The organism is Flexithrix dorotheae DSM 6795, assembly GCF_000379765.1.
Taxonomy (GTDB): domain Bacteria; phylum Bacteroidota; class Bacteroidia; order Cytophagales; family Flammeovirgaceae; genus Flexithrix; species Flexithrix dorotheae.
The window spans coordinates 22,326-41,428 of the sequence record NZ_KB903431.1; the positions used below are offsets into that span (position 1 = coordinate 22,326).

Consider the following 19,103-nt stretch of genomic DNA (forward strand, 5'->3'; position numbering starts at 1 on the left):
TCCACCGGTATTCCTGCAAAACTAGGGAGTTCCTATAAAAAATATAAATTGTTGATTTTTAATTTCCTGCCTGGTGGATGGGACGGGCTTAAATAATTCGGGTTTTTAATTTAATCTGGAATTTTGTCAGTTGAAAAGTGTAGGTTTACTTATTCCGGCAATGGCCAGGGTGATCAATAAACTTTTGGTTTATCCTAGAGGAGAAAAACAAGTGTTAAGTTATGCTCCTTTTGAAAAAAGCCTAATTAATGGTCTATCCAGATACACAGGATTTTAATAAAAAAAAGTTTCTTATTGAGTTCCAGTTGTTTATATTGTTAAATTTGTATTCTTAACCTTAGGGTTTTACAGTTAAAGTGTATTTATTACTTTTTCACCTGTTTACTGGCTAATTTTTAAACAACCGTCTAATGAATCACTATCCCGCTGAGCGTGTTTTTTGCACAATGCTTTATTGTATGTGGTTAGTTTTAGGGTTTGGGTTTTATGGGAAAGCCAAATCATTATCCCTGGATAATCCCTATCCTGAAATTACTGTAGTCAACAGTAAGGCAACCACATTAATTTCTGATTCCATAAAACAGATGTTGGTTCCGGAAAACTATGAATACCTGGACCAGGGTGATGACTTGGTGGCAAAAAATAAAATTGCTGAAGCTATAGATGCTTATACTAGTGCCAGTGAAAAGTTTAAGTCGGAAAACAATGAGGACGGCTATTTTATTGCATTAATTAAAACAGGATACTGCCAAAGGCGCTTAAGACAATACAAAAAATCTTTTTCAATTTTAAATTTTGTGCTCGATTCGGCATCAAAAAGATTTGATCATTCCAGTCTGATATTGGCGGAAGCTCATCATTTCCTGGGACAATGTTTTGATTATACTAATGATTCGGAAAATGCCCTGATACATTATAATCAAGGATTAAATACCAGGATAAAAAAACTAGGTAAGGACCATATACTAGTGGCAGATAGTTATCAGAGTTTGGGTGATTTATCTTATTATGTGCTTCACGATAATAAAAAAGCGGATTTATATTTTAAAAGTGCCCAGAATATTTATGAAAATCAGTCTCCAAAAGATGAATTAAAAATTGCCAAAAATTATAACATGCTTTCAATGGTTAACCGCAAAAAAGGCGATTTTGAGAATGCTTTAACATATTCAAAAAAGGCCATTGAAATTTTTAATAATTTCAATGACAATATAAGCCTTTACAAGGCTTATAATGGTCTGGCTAATATCTATTTTGAGAAAAAAGCCTATCAAAAAGCCTCCGAATTTTATGAAATAGCAATTGATTTAGAGGGAAAAATAAATAAGCAAGAACCATCTGAGCTTAGGGTTAAGGCTTTAACTAATGTTGGTACATGTTACCTTAATTTATCTGAATATAATGATGCTTTAAAGTATTATTTTATAGCTCTAAGGGTTTTAAATAGATTGCAAGAACCCAATTATATTTTAAAATCAGCACTATTTAGTAATATCGGAATGTCTTATGGTCATACAAAACCAGACTCAGGGAAATTTTATTTAAATAAAGCATTGGAGATAAGGAGGGACATTTATAATGAATCTCACCAAAAAGTTGCTGATATTTATAACTGGTTTGGGGATTTGTACCTTGAAAATGACGATCCTGATTCCGCATTGGTTTACTATCAAAAAGCCCTGTTTTCTCCTATAGAAAACCTTCATGCAAGCGATTTGTTGAGCAATCCTGAGGCATCCTGGCTAAATACCGATCTCACTACAATTGTGCTGTTAAAACAGAAAACCAGAGCCCTGATGAAAAAAGCCGACTTATCGGCAAAAACTGAGAAGGAAGCCATCCTACGGGCTGCTTTAAATACCTGCTTATTGGCAAAAAAACTTATTTATACCAATCAGGTTTCTTATTTTCATGAAGGGTCAAAACTACTTTTATTGGATGAAAATGCTAACCTATATGAATATGCTCTGGATTGTGGGTATCAGCTATTTCTCCTTACCCGGGATGACCAGTATATCCATTTGTGCTTTGAATTTTTGGAAGCCAGAAAAGCAACAATTTTATCAGAATCCTTTCAATATGCCGAAATCCTCAATTCTTCAGGAATTCCTGATTCTGTTATGGAAAAAAGGAGGCAATTAATTTTTGAGCAGGAGAAAAACAATAAAATCATTACTGGTACGGAAAATCAAGAAGAAAAAAAGAATGCCCAGAGCCGCTTATTCGAGATAAGCCGGGAATTGGAAAAATTAGTGGAAAGTCTGGAAAACAATTATCCACAATATCAGCAATTGGGCCAGGCAAACAAAACTGAAATTTCAGAATTACAACAGCATTTAGGAGGTAGTGCTTCCGGCCTGATAAATTATTTGTATGGGGAAGAGGCGATTTATTGCATTGGAATGAATAAGGAAGAAATGATCATGCATAAAATTGATATTTCTCCAAACTTTCAGGAAAATATCCATACCTATATAGCCTGTTTGAAACATTCGAATTCGAATGTTTCAAAAGTGGAAAGGCAAAAACAACTGTTAAATTCCGCCTGGTATTTATATAATGTGCTTATAGAGCCTTTCCAACCAGTTTTAAATTCAAAAACTGTGGAGAGAATTGTCCTCGTTCCTGATGGTTTGCTTTCCTTTATTCCATTCGAAAGCTTTATTACCAGACCTGTGGATTCAATAATGAATTTCAGGAATGCCCCCTATTTTTTATACGATTATAATACAAGCTATCATTTTAGTGCAGGATTGTTCAATACAATGCCTCATAAGAATAGGGATAAAGGGCTGGGAGAGGTGCTCGCCTTTAGTTTTTCCCGTGAACTGGACAAAGATAAACTGGCTGGTAATTTCAGTATTTTCAGGGATGATGAATTCAGGGAGTTGCCCGGAACTGCCATAGAGCTGGAAACCATATCCAAATATGTAGGTGGAGCATTTTTTTCAGGCAAAGATGCCACAAAGGAAATTTTCATGGAAAAAGCACCCAATTATAAAATGCTGCATTTGGCCATTCACGGTGAGGCAGATGCTGAAAATAAGTACAATACCCGCTTGATTTTTAACTCACCAGAGGATGATATGGCAAATAAAAACTTATATAGTCACGAATTGTACAATTTGAATTTGAAAAGTGAACTGGTGGTGCTAAGTGCCTGTGAAAGTGGATTGGGAAAACAATATACAGGCGAAGGGGTGTTCAGTATGGCCAGGGGATTTGTTTATGCAGGAGTGCCTTCTGTAGTTAATACACTCTGGAAAATAAATGATAATTTTTCAGCTGATATTATGGGTGGGTTCTATCAAGAACTTGCAGATGGAAAACAGGTAGATGAGGCCTTGCAACAGGCTAAAATTAACTATATTCATCAGGCGGATGAAATTTCTGCAGACCCTGCGAATTGGGCTGCTTTTATCCTGCTTGGAGAAAAAGAAGCATTGACCACAAGAGGCTTTTTTAAAAATAGTTGGTTGATATTTTGTATTGTGATTGCGACTGGGTTGATTTTTTTCTTTTTTTATATAAAAAGAAAAGCCAAGGCATCTGCCTAGGCTTTTGATACCCGTTAAGGAAAGTTTTTTAAGTGGAAGATGACGAAGATAATACTTCTTCAATAGTGGCAACTGGTAATGTAAATGATTGACCACTCAACGTTATTTGAGCAGCTTCAACATTATACCTAACAAGTTGTCCAGCGACTAAAGGTGTGCCATCTGGCTGCTTAAATAATTTAACAGTTGGAAAAGTTTTTGGCGGAACTGAAATTACTCGCAAATATCCGAATTCAGTTCCATTAGCCCCATCATCCCGGGCATCTAAAATTTCACCTTCTGGCATAGTTTTATGGTTTTAAGTGAACAATAAGTTATAGTTGTCTATGCAGTATTTTCTTATAGGTCTCCTGAAAAATTCAAAATTTTTTTATTCAGCTATCTTTTAAGCTTAAATTTAAAGGTGGAGAATTGCAGGCCTGATAGATAAAGCTTTATTTAAGTGCTGTTTTTTTGATGTTGTCAGGGATTTGTAAGTCAATCAACAAGTTAATAAACCTGGGTTTCATTGAATAATGGGTGAATGAATAATCAAAGGAAAATCATAAAAATCTGGGGCCAGGATCCTGCCGAATCAGACTTGGGTATGGTGAATGTAGATCTTACTTTGCCTAAAGAAAAATGGCCCATAGAAGTCTGTTGTGGAGGAAAACAGATAAAAAATCTGTTGACTGTATCGCATCCAGAAATTACAGATTTCTTTAATACTGAACAATTGAAAGATTTAATACATACATATGGGGTGTCCCTAATGATGCTGCAGTATGGTGAAAAACTTTTAGGCAAGGCCATAAAATGGTCATGGAATAGGAAAGGAGAAAATTTACCCTTGCTACTTTACCCTTATTATGATGAAGATATAAATGCGTATTATGTGAAAGAAGAGCGGGCAGTTCAACTTTGCAAATACGGTATTCCTCCTTATAAAAAATATGCTTGCAGGTCTTTTGATATTGTGGCTCACGAAACGGCTCATGCCATTTATGATGCCCTCCAACCCGCCTGGCATGATTTAAAAACGGATACGGAGGCAGGAGCCATAAAGGAAGCTTTTTGTGATTTGTGTGTAGTTTTTCTTTTCCTTTCTCAGCTGGTTTTATGCAATTATATACTAAAAGTTACTGGCTCCGATTTATCCAAAAAATCAGTGCTGACTACCATTGGTGAGGAATTCTACCAAAACAGATTAAGAGATATAAATGTTTTGGTGAAATATGATGAAGTGAATAAATCCAGGAAATATGAATTTTCCGTAGTTTTTTCTGGTGGAATGTATGAAGTTCTCGCCAATTATTTTCAATATGCTTTGGAGAAAAATAAGACTAACAATCCCACAATGTTATTGATGAAAATTAGTGGGGAATTGGCAAAAATACTGTTTTTTACCATTGCCAATGAAAAAGAAGTAAAACCCACTATGGCTTTATTGATAACCCAAATGGCAGGTTTTGCCATGGATTACGACAATCCCATTTTAGCCGGGCTAATCAAAGAAAGTTTCATCAGGCGTAGGGTGATTTGAGTTTTACAGGAATTGTAAAAAGAAACCAGCATAATTGATTTGTAGGAATCTCCCGGAGCTTTCATGTCTGTTTTTTATTTGTCAACACTTTTATGAAATCAAATTAAGGACCTTTGTAGAGGTAGATTTCAACAATGTGTAACGCATATCACGAATTTCCCATTTTTTTTGAGTTTAAAATATACTGGTGTTCACCGGCAATGTGGGTAAAAGGAAAATATTTTCCCATCCACCAGATTTCATTATCGGGTTTGGGCATTATTAGCGTATTTCCACTTTTACTGGGTTCTGAATTTCCATAATTCAATTGAATATCCCGAAAATAAATACCATAGGGAAAATCCTGTCCGTCATTTATGGTCCAGGTGCCTAGTGTAATGGTGAGTTTATCCAGGTTTAAGTTATGGAATTTGGATGTGGAGTTCTTCTCAAAATCTTTCAGAATATTTAAATGCGTCTGTTGGGTTTCCGTATTTTGATCCGCCATTTTCAAATGCACATTTTTACAGAATTCACTTTGGTTAAACCTACCGCCCAAACCACCATAGGCAATTCCCGTCCAGTAAATAAGGTTAAGTTTTTTGAAAGACCGGTCAAAGCCTTCAATCCAGATATAGGCTCCACACCAATCTACCTGGTCTGAAAATGCTTTATCAATCTGGTAATTAAGGGAAATAGAGGGAGACTCACCGGGTTTCAGTTTTACTGTTTGGGAAATTCTGTTGATCGTTTGGGGAAGCCTGTCCTGACCGGGGATATCGTAGCCTCTTTTCCTGGAAAACAGATACAAACAGGGTTGTCCATGATTATCCCTTATCTCACAAATATTGGAAGGATTTTTATCTTCGGTATAAACAAACCTTTTTGTCCAGCCTTCAATTCCATTTTTAAAGTCACCATTCACTAATTTATCCGAGGCTGGGAGTTCAAATTTATAATTGAGCCATAATTTATATTTCTCTTCCTCAAATTTGGGCAGGGTTTCAGGATATTCATAGACTTCCTGAGTCACGGTCTTAAAGGTGGCTTTTGCCTGATCATCATTAATATCCACAACCAAAATCCCCTGGCAGGGACCGCCTCCGAAATCCTCTTCTCCAAAAGCCCTTGGTCTGTAACCCGCAGCCGGCAGGTTAATCATTTTCATTCCCTTATATTCAACTGCAGTTTTGAAAGAAGCTTTGATGGGAATATGCACATGGCCACTAAAATTGTATTTCACATTGCTATGTCTGGTTAAGAGCGCAAGCAATGTCCTTTTGACTTCTACCGATTCTGCATAATTAATGAGTGGGTTGATGCCAATCGGGTGGGAGGGGACATGTTGCATGAAAATAGTTGGTCTGTCTTTATGTTTTTCCAGGTCTTCTTCCAGCCAGTCGAAATAATGAGGATGAGTTTCCCAAAAATTATTTCTAAGGGGATCTGGCCAGACTATAAAATGCCATTTGCCCAGGTTGAAGGAATAAAGCATAAGCTCCAAACCATTGATTTTTTTCTGAGCAGCAAAAAAATTGTTGAATTCCTCCATATAATATCCCGGAGTAAATTCAGCCTTATACCTGGTCTCATGATTGCCAACCGCATACAGAATGGGAGATTTTAATTCCTTAAAAAACGCCTCCATACTTTGGAAGTTGGCTTCCTGACCCTGTCCATCTACAATATCTCCAAGCATTATGGAAAAAACCGGCTCAGGATCTAGTTTATTCGCCTGTACGATACTTTCTTCTATCCAGGCATTATGGATTTTCATTCTGGTTGGATGGTTCCCTTTTTCTTTAGGATCGCCCCCCTGGGGGTCTGCCATAATTACAAATCTGAAGGTATCACCAGGAATTTTGGCTCCTATTTCTTTTAAATCCAGTTCTCCAATTTCCTTATCGAGTAATAGGTTGGACGTAATTTTGGTTTTACCGAAAATTTGAGCAAACTCCTCATGATCTACCAATTGCTGAAGGGTAAAAGTATATTTCCCTTTTGCATGTTTAAAACTAATTTCGGTTTTGGGAGAAAATTCATTTAACCAGAGGACTAAAATATCTACATTTTCCCCGCTGGATTGGACTTGCAGGCTAATGTCTTCACTGGCAAATTTATCTTCCCCATTTTCAAAAAAGTAGGATTTGCTTTTAGAAAGTTTTCCATTTTTAATTTTTATTTTGTCTTTGGTGGAGGAAATATCGGGTATTTCAGAGGACCTGAATTCCAGTCTTACCATTATCTCCCCTTTTTTAGAAACAGCCTCATCCAGGTGCTCAATTTTTCCATAGCTGTAGGCAGGAGTAAAACTATGTGGGGAAGTAATTAGTGAGGAGGTTGCCAATACCGAAGGAGCGGAAAGTCCTAAGTTTTTGATAAAGTTTCGTCTTTTCATGAGGGTTGATTTTTTTCATTTTCAATTTAAATACCCCATTTGTTCTTTAGGTATGAAACCTAAAGGCAATTAAATTTCAGGATAACAAAAAATTGTTACCAATGGGCATTGAAAAGGAAATTTAGTCAGATTAATGTTTCCGGATGTCCTGTGCTTTCATGAAAATAAGGAACAATTATTTCCCAAATGGGATAAAAACAAACTTGCCGGGAGAAGGATCGAGATTGAATCGGGGTATCAATACCGAATCGGAAGGTTCTTCATAATACCGGGCAGCCAGGTTGGTATAGGTATCCTCTTCTGTGAGGTAATGCATGCCTTTCACCGGAACAATAAACCATCGTTCTCCCATTACATCATTCCATTTGATGGCTTTGCTATTGGTGATATTAAATTTTAAGGCCACATCCAGTACTGAGTATCTTTTTTCTACATCCCTGTAAAGTCCATAAATTCGGAAATTATCACTATCGAAAGGATCAAATCTATATTCATACATAGCCCTGTCCCGCTCAAAGTTGTCTTCTTCAATTTTTGCAAGTTTTTCACTTAAAGTGGCGGATAGATTTTCCAGGCTGTCCAGTTTGCTGGAAGAATTGGAGTATTTGGTCTCCCATTCCTCCTTATTTTGGAGATATAAATAGGTGATAAATCCTGAAAAGGCAAGAAAGGCTATGATGTTGATTGCTTGTTTCATTTTAAAAAAATTCTACAATCCCCGATGTATTTCGGTGATAGTGATCCATGGTATTGATCTAAATAGAAAAAATGGAAGTTTATTCCCCTTCCAACTGATATTCCAGCCCAAAATTATTACTTCTTCCAAATTCTAAAGATTTTTTGATGAAAATTTAGGGAGATCTGCTTTAAAAATGTAATTATTAAGGTAACCTGCAATTCACGTTTTACAGACAGAAAGATTGGGAAATAATGAAAAGAAAGGGAAATATTGATTAAATTGATCAGCATTTAGTTAATAAATTTTTCCATATTTTTTTGGCAAAACGTTTTGGGTTACCTTAGACAACAGCTGAATTTGGAAGATAAAGTCTGATTCCTTCAAGGATCAGATAAAGCTAAAAACCGAAACTATGAGAAGATATTTACTACTGAAACCTTCAGGGCTCATGCTCTGGCTAATTTTCTTTTCCCTCATCCCGACAACTCATCTTTTTGCTACTCATATAGTAGGTGGGGAAATGGAACTTACCCATCTTGAAAACAATAGATACCGAATTGGTTTACTACTTTATTTTGATGAAATAAATGGTCAACAGGGCGCCAAAGATCAAAGTGTAAGTATTGCCATATTTAGAAAATCCGATAATTCCAGAATCCGAAATTATATATTATATCAGCGTGAGGTTGTCCCGGTAAATTACACGGTTCCTGAATGTGCTATTGGTTCGTTAAAAACAAGTAAGGTATATTATGCAGGTGAATTTTTTCTCGCACCCAATGATTTTAGTGATCCTGAAGGGTATTATATGGCATTTGAAAGATGTTGCCGGAATGACATAATCGAGAATATTTTAAGGCCTGAAGATGCGGGGCAAACATTTTACCTGGAATTCCCGCCTTTAATAAAAGATGGGGCGCCTTTCATTAATTCCTCCCCCAAATTATTTCCTCCCTTAAGTGATTATGCCTGTATCAACCAACCTTTTATTTTTGACTTTTCTGGTGAAGATGCCGATAATGATTCCTTAAGTTATGCTATTGCCACTCCAATTAATGGGTTCTCCACCCCGGATGATCCTGCGCCAAACCCAAGGCCGGGACCTTATTCCACAGTAGAATTTTTACCCACATACGGTTTAGATAGTATGATCAAAGGAAGTCCTCCTTTAAACATTGATGCTAAAACGGGAATCCTGAGCCTCACTCCTTCAGAGCTGGGCTTATTTGTGTTTTCAGTGAAATGTGAGGAGTTCAGAAATGGAGAAAAAATAGGTGAAGTGGTGAGAGATTTTCAGATGTTGGTAGTCGATTGTCCAATCCCCAATGCACCCACAGTGATGGCACAAAATTCTGATGGAACCTTATTCAACAATGTAGATACTTTGATTTATGAGGTAGGGAAAGGGGATGCCTGTATCGAAGTTTTTGTTACAGATCCCGATCCTCAAACCAGAGTTTATACCAGAGTGATTCCAAAGAATTTCAAAACAAACGAACTGGAAATTTTAGGGGATTTACAAAGAATGATTAATCCCGGAGATACCGCAAAACTTCAGCTATGTATAAAAGATTGCCCCGATATTAGAAATGAAATTTATGAAGTTGAGGTATTGGTAGGGGACAATACCTGTAGCTTGCCATTAGTGGATACTTTCCGGTTGGTTTTCGATATTCGGGAGCCCAATACCCCTCCTGAGTTGAAAAGTGAAGATTTGAGCTTTAACAATGAATTGAAGGTATATGAAACCACATTGATTTTGGGAGATACCCTTGATTTTAAAATGCTGGGTTTGGATGAGGATATGGATAGTGTGGTCATGAAAGCCATTGGCGATGGATTTGATTTTGGAACTGAAGGCATGCAATTGAATAATGTTTCCGGAATTGCCCCTGTGGAAGCTGGATTTAGTTGGGTGCCAACCTGTGCTAACATGGGACCGGGAATTGAGGAAAAGTCCTTTGAGATAGATTTCCTGCTTCAGGATTATGGGGCTTGTGGAATTAAATCTACTGACACTGCAAGAGTGAAAATTAACCTGGTTCATATTCCAGAGCCGAATAAAGTTCCTCAGGTTTCTGCAGATGGACTTTCCTTCGATGGTAAATTGAGTGCATATTGTGATACGGTAATTGTAGGAGATTTGTACAAATTGAATATTCGGGGATTTGATCCGGATGGTGACAGCATTACCCTTACCGGATTTGGAAGTGATTTTAATTTCCTGGAAAAAGGGATGGTATTTGGCAATGTTTCTGGCTTTGGAGAAGTTACCTCAGAATTTATGTGGCAAACCTCCTGTAGTGATATTCAGGGCGTAAATGAGGGCGTAAATATGCAGACTCTGGAATTATTTTTTGTAAGCTCCGATTACAATGATTGTTATGCTATTACTGCGGATACCGTTAAATTAAAATTGAAACTGATATTTGTACCTGATCCGGCAAAAGCTCCCGTATTGAGCATTAACGGAGCAAAATATGATCATGAAGCTTTGATTTACACCGAAACGATTGAAGCAGGCCAGGATATTTCCCTGGATATTTTTGGAAGAGATTTTGGGTCGGATGAACTTGATGTCACGATTTCAGGAATGGGATTCAATCTGGCAGATTTGGGTATGACTACTCAAAATGTCACGGGGAAATCTCCAGTGAAATCTGAGTTTTACTGGATTACGGACTGTAGTATGCTCAATGATTCTGCTGCCACAGAATTTACTTTGCAGATAATAGCCCGAAATAGTCAGAAATGTGGCCTGGAAGCCGCTGATACCGCTCTTCTAAAGCTAAAAGTAATTGATCCCCTAAGGGAAGATTTGGAAGCTTTCCCCAATGCATTTACACCCAATGGAGATGGCAAAAGCGATACGTATTACATTACGGAACTCCCCAAAGATACCTGCAAAGACAGGTTTGAATTTGTTGAAATCTCCAACAGGTGGGGAGATATTATCTTTAACAGTGAGGAAAGAAATTTTCAATGGGATGGGGTAGGGCATCCTCAGGGAGTCTATTATTATGTCATCAAGTTTACGGAATCCATTTACAAAGGAACCATTTCTCTGGTTGGCCCAAATACCAATTAAGGAAGTAAGGGCAAGGAAGGCTTAATCCTCTTTTCTTATGAAAACAATTTTCTCTCTGTGTTTAGTCATGATTTTATCAAAGAAGGCTTTGAATTCAGGATATTCAGAGGGAAATATTTCATTGGAGCGGGTGTGAATTGTACTAGAAACATTGATTTCATTCATATTGTAGGAAACCTGGTAAATGAACTGGGCCACAAGTGAGTCTTTCCCCATTTTTACAAGAAAATCAGAAAGCTCTTTTTCAAATTTAATATCTGTGTTTTGTGGAGCCCTGGCTATTTTATAACCTTCCGGAATCTCCAAGGTAATGACGTGCACATAATTTTTGGGGTAAAGTAATGTAATAGGATCAATAATGGAATCTGCAGAAAATGGGTTGGCGCGCATTTGTTCCAGCATCATAGGGTTTACTACAATGGAATCTGCCTGTTTTTCAGAAAAATCCAGCGTTCTAAACTTATAATTGGATTTCAAAGGCTTATCAAATTCTGTAAGGTTGATAAAAGCCATATTGTCCACCTTTACATCATTAAACCGGCTTTCAAATACAGATTGCAGCTTTCTGGACAATTGTTTCTCATAAATTTCCCGTCTTTTGTCCAGCGCCATAAAATTCGTCTGCTGATAGGTGATTTCCCCTTCCATTGCCCCAACCATATCCAGATGCATTTTCGCATAAGAAAACTGGGTTGACCGGGCATTCAAAATATTGAGCCACTCGGGGTTATCTGAACTTACCTTCCAGGCCAGACCATTCATGTCCTCAGCCGAAATAAGGTTGTAACCCCTCATAAAATCCGTAGCATCCAGCAAAATGGTTTTTCCATTGATCTTCACTTCAGCAATCACATTGTTCAATTTCCGGATATCAGGCACTGATTGCAGTAATGGACCATGGGTTTTGGTACTCAGTACCACAGGGTTAGCCTTAATTCCGGCATCATTGAGCAAAGCTGTAAGGAAAAGATTTACATCTGCACTGTTCCCCCTTTTAGATTCTGCTATTTTTTTGAGGTCCTGGGAAACGAAAATAGAATATTCTCCATTCCACCGTACATTATTTTGCACATATTTATAGATTCTAACCATTCTCGCCAGGTCAGAATCAATGAAATCGAAGAGTGGAATCAGTTTTTTAGTGAATTTTTTGGAATTTTTGAGTTGCTGCCCGAAATTCTCATGGGTAATCAAAACTTTATTAACTTCTTCCCACGATTGGGTTTTTGTAGGCAGTTTTTCTCCAATTAACAATTCATTTTCTTCTCCGGGAAATACAGCCCTCATGGGGTGTCTTTTGAAATCGTCCTCCAGGCTTTCTCTGGTCCACCTTCTTCCACTGTATCTGGAAGTTACAGGGCGATTAATGCCTCGGTTGAATGCTGTGAAATTATTATTGAAAAAACTTGGTCCGTATCTGTTCCACCTAATTCTTTGCAGCCAGGTAGCATCCTGAAAAATACCCATAGGATTTACATTGCTGTATCCTGATAAATTAAAGGTCAATTTCGAAACCTGATTGATGCCCGGGTTTTCGGGTATTGGAGGAAGATCCTTTAAAATAAATACCGTTCTTAAAGTACTTACAGCCTGTTGATAGTTTATGTTTTGTCCATTGTACCTTGGTGCGGTATTGGTATTCATCCAGTTACTATAGCCCATTTGCATATAATCCCAATTGGCAAATTCTGCAATTGCTGCCATTCTGATGTTTCCGGAAATATTCTGGGATACGGATTCTTTAATTATCTGGTGGGCGGGATACAAACCTTGTAAATCTGTTTTGTATTCGTAAAAATGGGGAATAAGTAATTCCAGCTCGCTATATTCTGTAGGAAGCTTGTTTTGGAAAAACCATGGAATCAGGTTTTCGTAGTCATCGTAAATCAGTTCATAGGTATATTCAATAATGCTTCCCACACGAACCTCCGGCATAGTTAAAATTTTATAGGCAACTGTAGTATCTTCATTGAGGGCATATTTGAACTTACCCCTTTCATTTTCATATCTATTAGTAAAGTCGGTGACAATGTCCCTTTTCTTTATTTTATTTCTACTGATATTGTCATTCAGGTCGAGATTGTAGGTATTGGCTTTCACATAATTGATACGGGCATTTTTAGGGAATTTTATTTTTATATTTCCGTGTTTTACCCCTTCCTGTGTTTGAATTTTTATTCTTCTTGTTTTTTCAATTACAAGCTTTACCAAACCATCGCTATCAACAATATCGTATCGAATAATACCCTTATCGAAAAGAATTACAGCATCGTGATTGGGAAACTTCACGGAATTGTTTTCTAAATCTTCCTGCGTAATTTTACCAAGGTTTGAAGTGATTTCGTGTATGGTTTTAGAAGCAGCTTCATTTTTCTTTTCATTTTCTAATACCCCTAATGAAGCAGGTATCGCATCCTGTTCCTCGTTTGTTTCTTCATTTTCTCTGAGCTGATTTTCCTTCAGCCAATCCACATATAAGTTGCCAAAGGTACCGGAGGCTTCGAAAGATTGGATTACATTTTCCTCAATAGGAGTTCTTCTTACAATAGGATTTTCCTGCCAGAATTTCGGGTTATAATTAACTCCTTTTATTTTTTCCAGATCAGAAAGCAATTCCTCCTCTTCATTATTCATCTGGCTTTCATGCTGGAGAATTACTTCTGAGTTAAAACTGTATTCGTCCGTATTGATAAGCGAATCCGACTGGCTTTTATCGGCATCGAGGTCATGGTTGTAAAAGGATAAAAATGAATGGGTGGTAATTTGTCGGTCATATTGTTTTCGCTTGGAATGATTAAAGGTATGTGTAATATTAATATAATCGAGCACCAGCGATTCATCCTCCAGTTCCCTGTAGGCCATATCTATTTTTCGTCTGTAATCTGAAATTTTACTTCCTTTCCCCTTCACCAGATTTATGGATGCTCCAAGAATCTCTCCTTTTAGTTTTAAGATATCATAGTTTTTGGTATCAATATAAATGTCCCCCTTAAAAACTGGAAAACCGATAGTTACATTAGGTATAAACTCTAAAATGGCCACAAGCCGGTCCTGATATTTGATGAAGTTTTTTAATTCAATATCGTAAAATTGTTCGGGGTTTTCCCTGATAGGAGAGAGTAGCAGGTTTTCATCGGAAATCCCATCATCAAAAGATTTTAAATGTTTGGATATCAGTGTGAAATTGATATGATACAGGTATTCTTTTTCGAAAATATCGCCTCTTAAGGCAAATCTGCCATTGTTGATTTTCCAATTGGCAATTCCCTTTCTGCTATAGGAAACATCATATAAAATCTCATAGATTTCCGGATAAACATCATCAATTTTGGAGATTTGCCTGTAAAATGCTTTGGCAGTTTGTAAACTATATTGGTAAGAAAGTGCTTTCTTTCGTGCATTTTCAATTAATGACTTTTCATAATTTTCATTGACGGTAATTTCAGGAATTATCTGTGCACTGGGAGTAAGGTAAATTACTGAATTTTCATTTTCTAAGGTAGAAGCTAAAATTTCGATTCTTTCAAACCCAATGTGAGAGAAAATTAAGGTATCGGTACGTCCTGATTTAATGATAAATTCTCCTTCGATGTTGGAAGAAGTACCCTTTCTTTTTCCTTTTAGACCAATATTTACAAAAGGGATGGTAGCCTGGGTTTCCTTGTCCTTTACTTTGCCGGAAAAATTTTGAATTTCCGGTTCATTAATTTTGAGCACAACAATATCTGTTAAAAAGGAAAAGGAAATATTATCCGGGCCGAACAGGTTACTCAAAACCTCCCTTAAAGGCTTTTGTTCTAATTTGAGAGTTGTTTTTTTTTGTAGTGTCTGAAGGATATAGTTGTTGATATAAGAAAACCTGATTTTATATTTTTCTTCTAATTCCCCCATGGCCTGTTCAATGGAAATATCCTGGAAATCCACCGAAACTATTTTATCCTCCAGGTTGGACTGGGCCATCACCCGTCCTGAAAAAGGGTTGAAAATACTTGAAAGTAATGCAAAGATTATGAGAGGGAAAACCTTTTTCAGGAAAGGTTGAAGCATATTGGCCTTATACCTGTCGAAATGCAAAAGGTAAATTTCTTTACTTTTTTTTGGTTTGTAGCAACTCAGTTTCGGCATATATAAAAGCTTTTTTGAGGACCATTATTGAATTAGCCTTCAAAAATTAAATTGTAAATTATTGGCATCCACTTCCCTTTAAAATGCAAGCATCTTTTTCTAATGTATAGGATATATTTGAAGCTGTCTTTAAAACTTCCAGAATTTTTTCTAAATCATCATTTTTGAATGTGGATGTTAACCTGCAATTGTATAAGGCCTCATTTTCAATAATAACATTCACTCTATAATAATGTTCCAATACTTGCTCTACATCCGACAAAAGTGTATTTTTAAAAATTATTTCTTCGTTTTTCCAGGCAAGCAGATTAGGATCATAATTTACTTTCTTTTCCATTTTTGGGCTGCTTCGGTGAATAATGGCCTGTTCTCCTTTAGTGAGTAGGATTTGGGAAGATTCGCCTTCATCTTTATTATAGCAGGCTACCTTTCCGCTAACCACTATTACTTCGTCTATTTCTTCATCCTCATAACACCGAACATTAAATGAAGTACCTAAAACTTTTATTTTGGAATTTCCCACATTGATAATAAAGGGCTTTTCAGGATTTTCGGTGACATTAAAAAAAGCTTCGCCCATTAATTTTACTTCACGGATTTCGCCTTTAAATTCCTCCGGATAATACAATTTACTGCCTTTGTTTAGGAAAACAGAACTGCCATCGGCAAGGATGATTTCCTGCTTTTTATTTTGGCTGGTTGAAAGTTCAATGTAGTCCGGCTGATCATTCAATATGCTGAACCCAATGAATGCCACCAAAAAACCTAATCCTACCATAGCGGCTACATTGGTAAAGAATCGCATTTTCCTGGTTTTTGTTTTTTCGGGTTGAATAAACAATTTGCTTCTGGAGGGATTTATTTTTTCATAGGCGCTGGTTAGATCGGGTTTAAAATTAATGGCACCTTTTTCAGCCAATTCCATTTCATTTTTTATTTGTAGAAGGTATTGCTTGTTCTCTTCAGAACGATTGACCCAATTTTCAAGATCTTTATTTTCCTGTCCTTCCAAATAAGATTTTATGACTTCTGAAAAGTCTTTCATTGTAGTACTCTTGGATTATAATTAAGATTGTTGATAGTAGTAGGTTTTGTATCCTTCAAATTTCAGGAAAATCAGATTCTAAGCTTATGAACTTCACAAGTAAATAAATTTCCCGTTTACCATGTTTATTTTTTTTAGATTTTAACTGGCAAAATAGTAATCCATGTTCATAATTCCTTAACAAATTCATTAATAACTCATTTGGGAGCAATTAAAAACTATTGGGATACGACATTTGCCAAAAAAATCCTCTTGTTAGTTCCCAGACAAAAAGTCCGGTATTTTGGAATTTTAAAATTCCGTTAGTTTATCTAATTTATTTTAGCTGGTACGAAAAAAACAAGGGGGTTATCCAGTTCTTGTTTGATATTTAATTAGTAGCAGCTTTCCCAGCCTACCCCCAAAAAAATTTAAAATTTTTTAACTTTTCAGTTGGAGCTTAAAAAGAAAAGTCCTGTTAAAGAGTTCGTTGTGGTTTTTATTTTTTCCCGGAAATAAAAAAGGAGTTCCTTAGAAAGAAACTCCTTAGTGATATTTTTTCACAATAATAAACTACCTCCTAACCTAAAGTGAAGTCTGGTAGCTTAATAATCTTTCCTCCTTCCATAGCCGAATCATGAGCCAGAATACCCACGCATGTAATGTTGGCAGACTGTTTGGCATTTGGATAAGGAGACCTTTTTTCATTGAGTGCCGTAACAAATTCATGTACCAAGTGCGGATGAGATCCTCCATGTCCTGCTCCCTGGGTAAATGAAAGGTGCTGGTTTTCATCGTCATCATATACGCCTTTAGTGGTATACTTCTGGATTTCTTCAGGAAGTAAATGGGCATAATCAGGTACATCTACACGCTCAGGACTTTCCCCGGTATGAATGACAGGTTGCTCATGCTCAATCTGAGTCCATTCAAAAGATTTTTTAGAACCATAAACATCAAAACTTTCCCTATACTGGCGGGCTGTATTGAACAAGGAACGAGTAATTTCAGCCGATAGGTCTGAGTCTTTATATTTGATATGGCAGGATTCAATAGCAAATGGAGACCCATAAATAGGAATTAATTTTTCATCAATCCGGCCAGATCCAAAACAGGAAACATATTCGGCTTCTCCCTGAGTTAAGGCCAGAACCGGACCCACACAATGTGTAGCGTAATACATAGGAGGAAGTCCTTCCCAATAGCCCGGCCAGCCAGCCATTTCCTGCTGATGGGAAGCTCTTAAAAATTGTATTCTGCCCAATTCTCCTTTTTCGTAAAGTTCTTTCACAAAAAGAAATTCCCGGCTGTAAACCACTGTTTCCATCATCATATAAGTGAGTCCGGTTTCTTCAACTAAATCCACTATTTTCTTGCAATCTTCTACTGAAGTGGCCATTGGAACGGTACAGGCTACATGCTTACCTGCTTTCAAAGCTGCAATAGTTTGTTCGGCATGGTTAGGAATGGGTGAATTGATGTGTACAGCATCCACTTCCGGGTCTTTCAGTAAATCTTCATAAGAAGTATATCTTTTCTCCACCCCAAAATAGTCCCCAACTTCATTGAGTTTGCTTTCTGTTCGTTGGCAAATGGCATACATATTAGCCTGAGGATGTTTTTGGTAAATGGGAATAAATTCTGCTCCAAAACCCAGCCCTACAATTGCGTAATTAAGTTTTTTGTTTTCCATATTTATTAGAATTTAAGTAATCAGTCAAGTTTAATTATATTGTGAGATGCAATTGCTCTAAATTATTTTGTGCTGACACTTGAATACATTAGAAACCATATCTAATTTAATTTTTAATGATTCAGTTTGAATTTAATAACCCTTCTAAAAAGGTCAGCCCATCTTTAGCGAATTGATCTTGAGAAGGATGAAAATTCCGCCAGATGCATACTGCTCCTGCTAATTCCTGAACATGTGGTGTAAAGCTTTCTATCGATACCACACCCGAATATTGAATGTTTTCTAAGCCTGATTTAATATCATCCCACCTGGTCTGGCCGGTTCCTGGGGCTCCTCTGTAATTTTCGGAAACCTGAAAATGAATCAGCTTATCTCCAACTAATTCAATGGCATGTTGAAGATTTCTTTCTTCCAGGGTCATATGAAAACTGTCCAACATTATCCTGGCGGCTGGATGGTTGATATCATTTACCAGATTTAAAACCTGTTCAGCAGTATTTACCAGATCAGACTCGAAGCGGTTGAGTGGTTCCAGTGCAATCTTTTGATCAAATTTGGTTGCCATTTCACATACTTTTCGCAGATTTTTCACAGCAAGGTTCCATTCTGCTTTTCGCTCTTCTGGGGGAAGAAGTCGAGTTTTCCCCACTGCCGAATACATTGGTCCAGCTACAAAACCTGCATCCAGACTTTGAGACAATTTAAAGCAGGCTTCAAGATATTGGAAACAATTTTCGTGAATTGATTCCTCATTACTGGTAAGGTCCCGGGAAGGACCAAATGCACCACAAATAATAGGTTTTAAATTGTTTTCTGTTAAGGCTTTTTTCACAGTTTCGGCATCAATTATATCAGGATCTTCCACTGGAATTTCCACATAATCAAAACCCATTTCTTTTATTTTAGGGAATAATTCAACTGTTTCTGAATTAAATGGAGAAGTCCAAAGCCAGGTACTTACCCCAAGTTTAATATTTTTTGTCATGATAATTTTTCTGAACAATTAACCTGAAAAGGTCAATTGCTTCCAGTTTTGCT

At 36.9% G+C, this 19,103-nt stretch carries 10 protein-coding genes; 3 read left to right on the forward strand and 7 right to left on the reverse strand.

Going from position 1 to position 19,103, the window contains the following annotated elements:
- Window positions 1-410: 410 nt before the first annotated feature.
- Window positions 411-3,557 carry a CHAT domain-containing protein gene (locus tag A3EM_RS0103975; protein ID WP_083925171.1) on the forward strand — a complete coding sequence of 1,049 codons (3,147 nt, stop codon included), beginning with the start codon at window positions 411-413 and terminating at the stop codon, window positions 3,555-3,557.
- A gap of 28 nt (window positions 3,558-3,585) precedes the next feature.
- On the opposite strand, the gene A3EM_RS0103980 is transcribed toward A3EM_RS0103975, so the two are convergent.
- Entirely contained in the window at window positions 3,586-3,843 is a 258-nt protein-coding gene (locus A3EM_RS0103980; RefSeq protein ID WP_020526876.1) for a hypothetical protein, read from the reverse strand.
- Window positions 3,844-4,080: 237 nt separating this feature from the next.
- On the opposite strand from A3EM_RS0103980, the gene A3EM_RS0103985 reads away from it, so the two are divergent.
- Complete coding sequence (locus A3EM_RS0103985) at window positions 4,081-5,079, forward strand: gluzincin family metallopeptidase (protein ID WP_020526877.1); 999 nt, start codon at window positions 4,081-4,083, stop codon at window positions 5,077-5,079.
- A 148-nt stretch (window positions 5,080-5,227) separates the two neighbouring features.
- On the opposite strand, the gene A3EM_RS0103990 is transcribed toward A3EM_RS0103985, so the two are convergent.
- Both A3EM_RS0103990 and A3EM_RS0103995 read right to left on the reverse strand, forming a co-directional pair.
- Window positions 5,228-7,456, reverse strand: a complete 2,229-nt coding sequence (locus tag A3EM_RS0103990; protein WP_020526878.1) for a metallophosphoesterase family protein — start codon at window positions 7,454-7,456, stop codon at window positions 5,228-5,230.
- 175 nt (window positions 7,457-7,631) lie between these two features.
- Window positions 7,632-8,153: a hypothetical protein gene (locus A3EM_RS0103995; RefSeq protein ID WP_020526879.1), complete on the reverse strand. Its 522-nt coding sequence runs from the start codon at window positions 8,151-8,153 to the stop codon at window positions 7,632-7,634.
- A 394-nt stretch (window positions 8,154-8,547) separates the two neighbouring features.
- On the opposite strand from A3EM_RS0103995, the gene A3EM_RS45500 reads away from it, so the two are divergent.
- Window positions 8,548-11,223, forward strand: coding sequence for a T9SS type B sorting domain-containing protein (locus A3EM_RS45500; RefSeq protein ID WP_083925172.1), 2,676 nt, complete (start codon window positions 8,548-8,550; stop codon window positions 11,221-11,223).
- A 21-nt stretch (window positions 11,224-11,244) separates the two neighbouring features.
- Here A3EM_RS45500 and A3EM_RS0104005 read toward each other — a convergent pair whose 3' ends face one another.
- From A3EM_RS0104005 to A3EM_RS0104025, 4 genes are all read right to left on the reverse strand, one after another.
- A complete protein-coding gene (locus A3EM_RS0104005; RefSeq protein WP_020526881.1) occupies window positions 11,245-15,348 on the reverse strand; it encodes a carboxypeptidase-like regulatory domain-containing protein in 4,104 nt (1,367 codons plus the stop codon).
- A gap of 58 nt (window positions 15,349-15,406) precedes the next feature.
- Window positions 15,407-16,393 carry a FecR family protein gene (locus A3EM_RS41465; RefSeq protein ID WP_020526882.1) on the reverse strand — a complete coding sequence of 329 codons (987 nt, stop codon included), beginning with the start codon at window positions 16,391-16,393 and terminating at the stop codon, window positions 15,407-15,409.
- Window positions 16,394-16,952: 559 nt separating this feature from the next.
- Entirely contained in the window at window positions 16,953-18,065 is a 1,113-nt protein-coding gene (locus tag A3EM_RS0104020; RefSeq protein WP_020526884.1) for a Gfo/Idh/MocA family protein, read from the reverse strand.
- A gap of 121 nt (window positions 18,066-18,186) precedes the next feature.
- Window positions 18,187-19,050, reverse strand: a complete 864-nt coding sequence (locus A3EM_RS0104025) for a sugar phosphate isomerase/epimerase family protein (protein WP_020526885.1) — start codon at window positions 19,048-19,050, stop codon at window positions 18,187-18,189.
- Window positions 19,051-19,103: the final 53 nt, after the last annotated feature.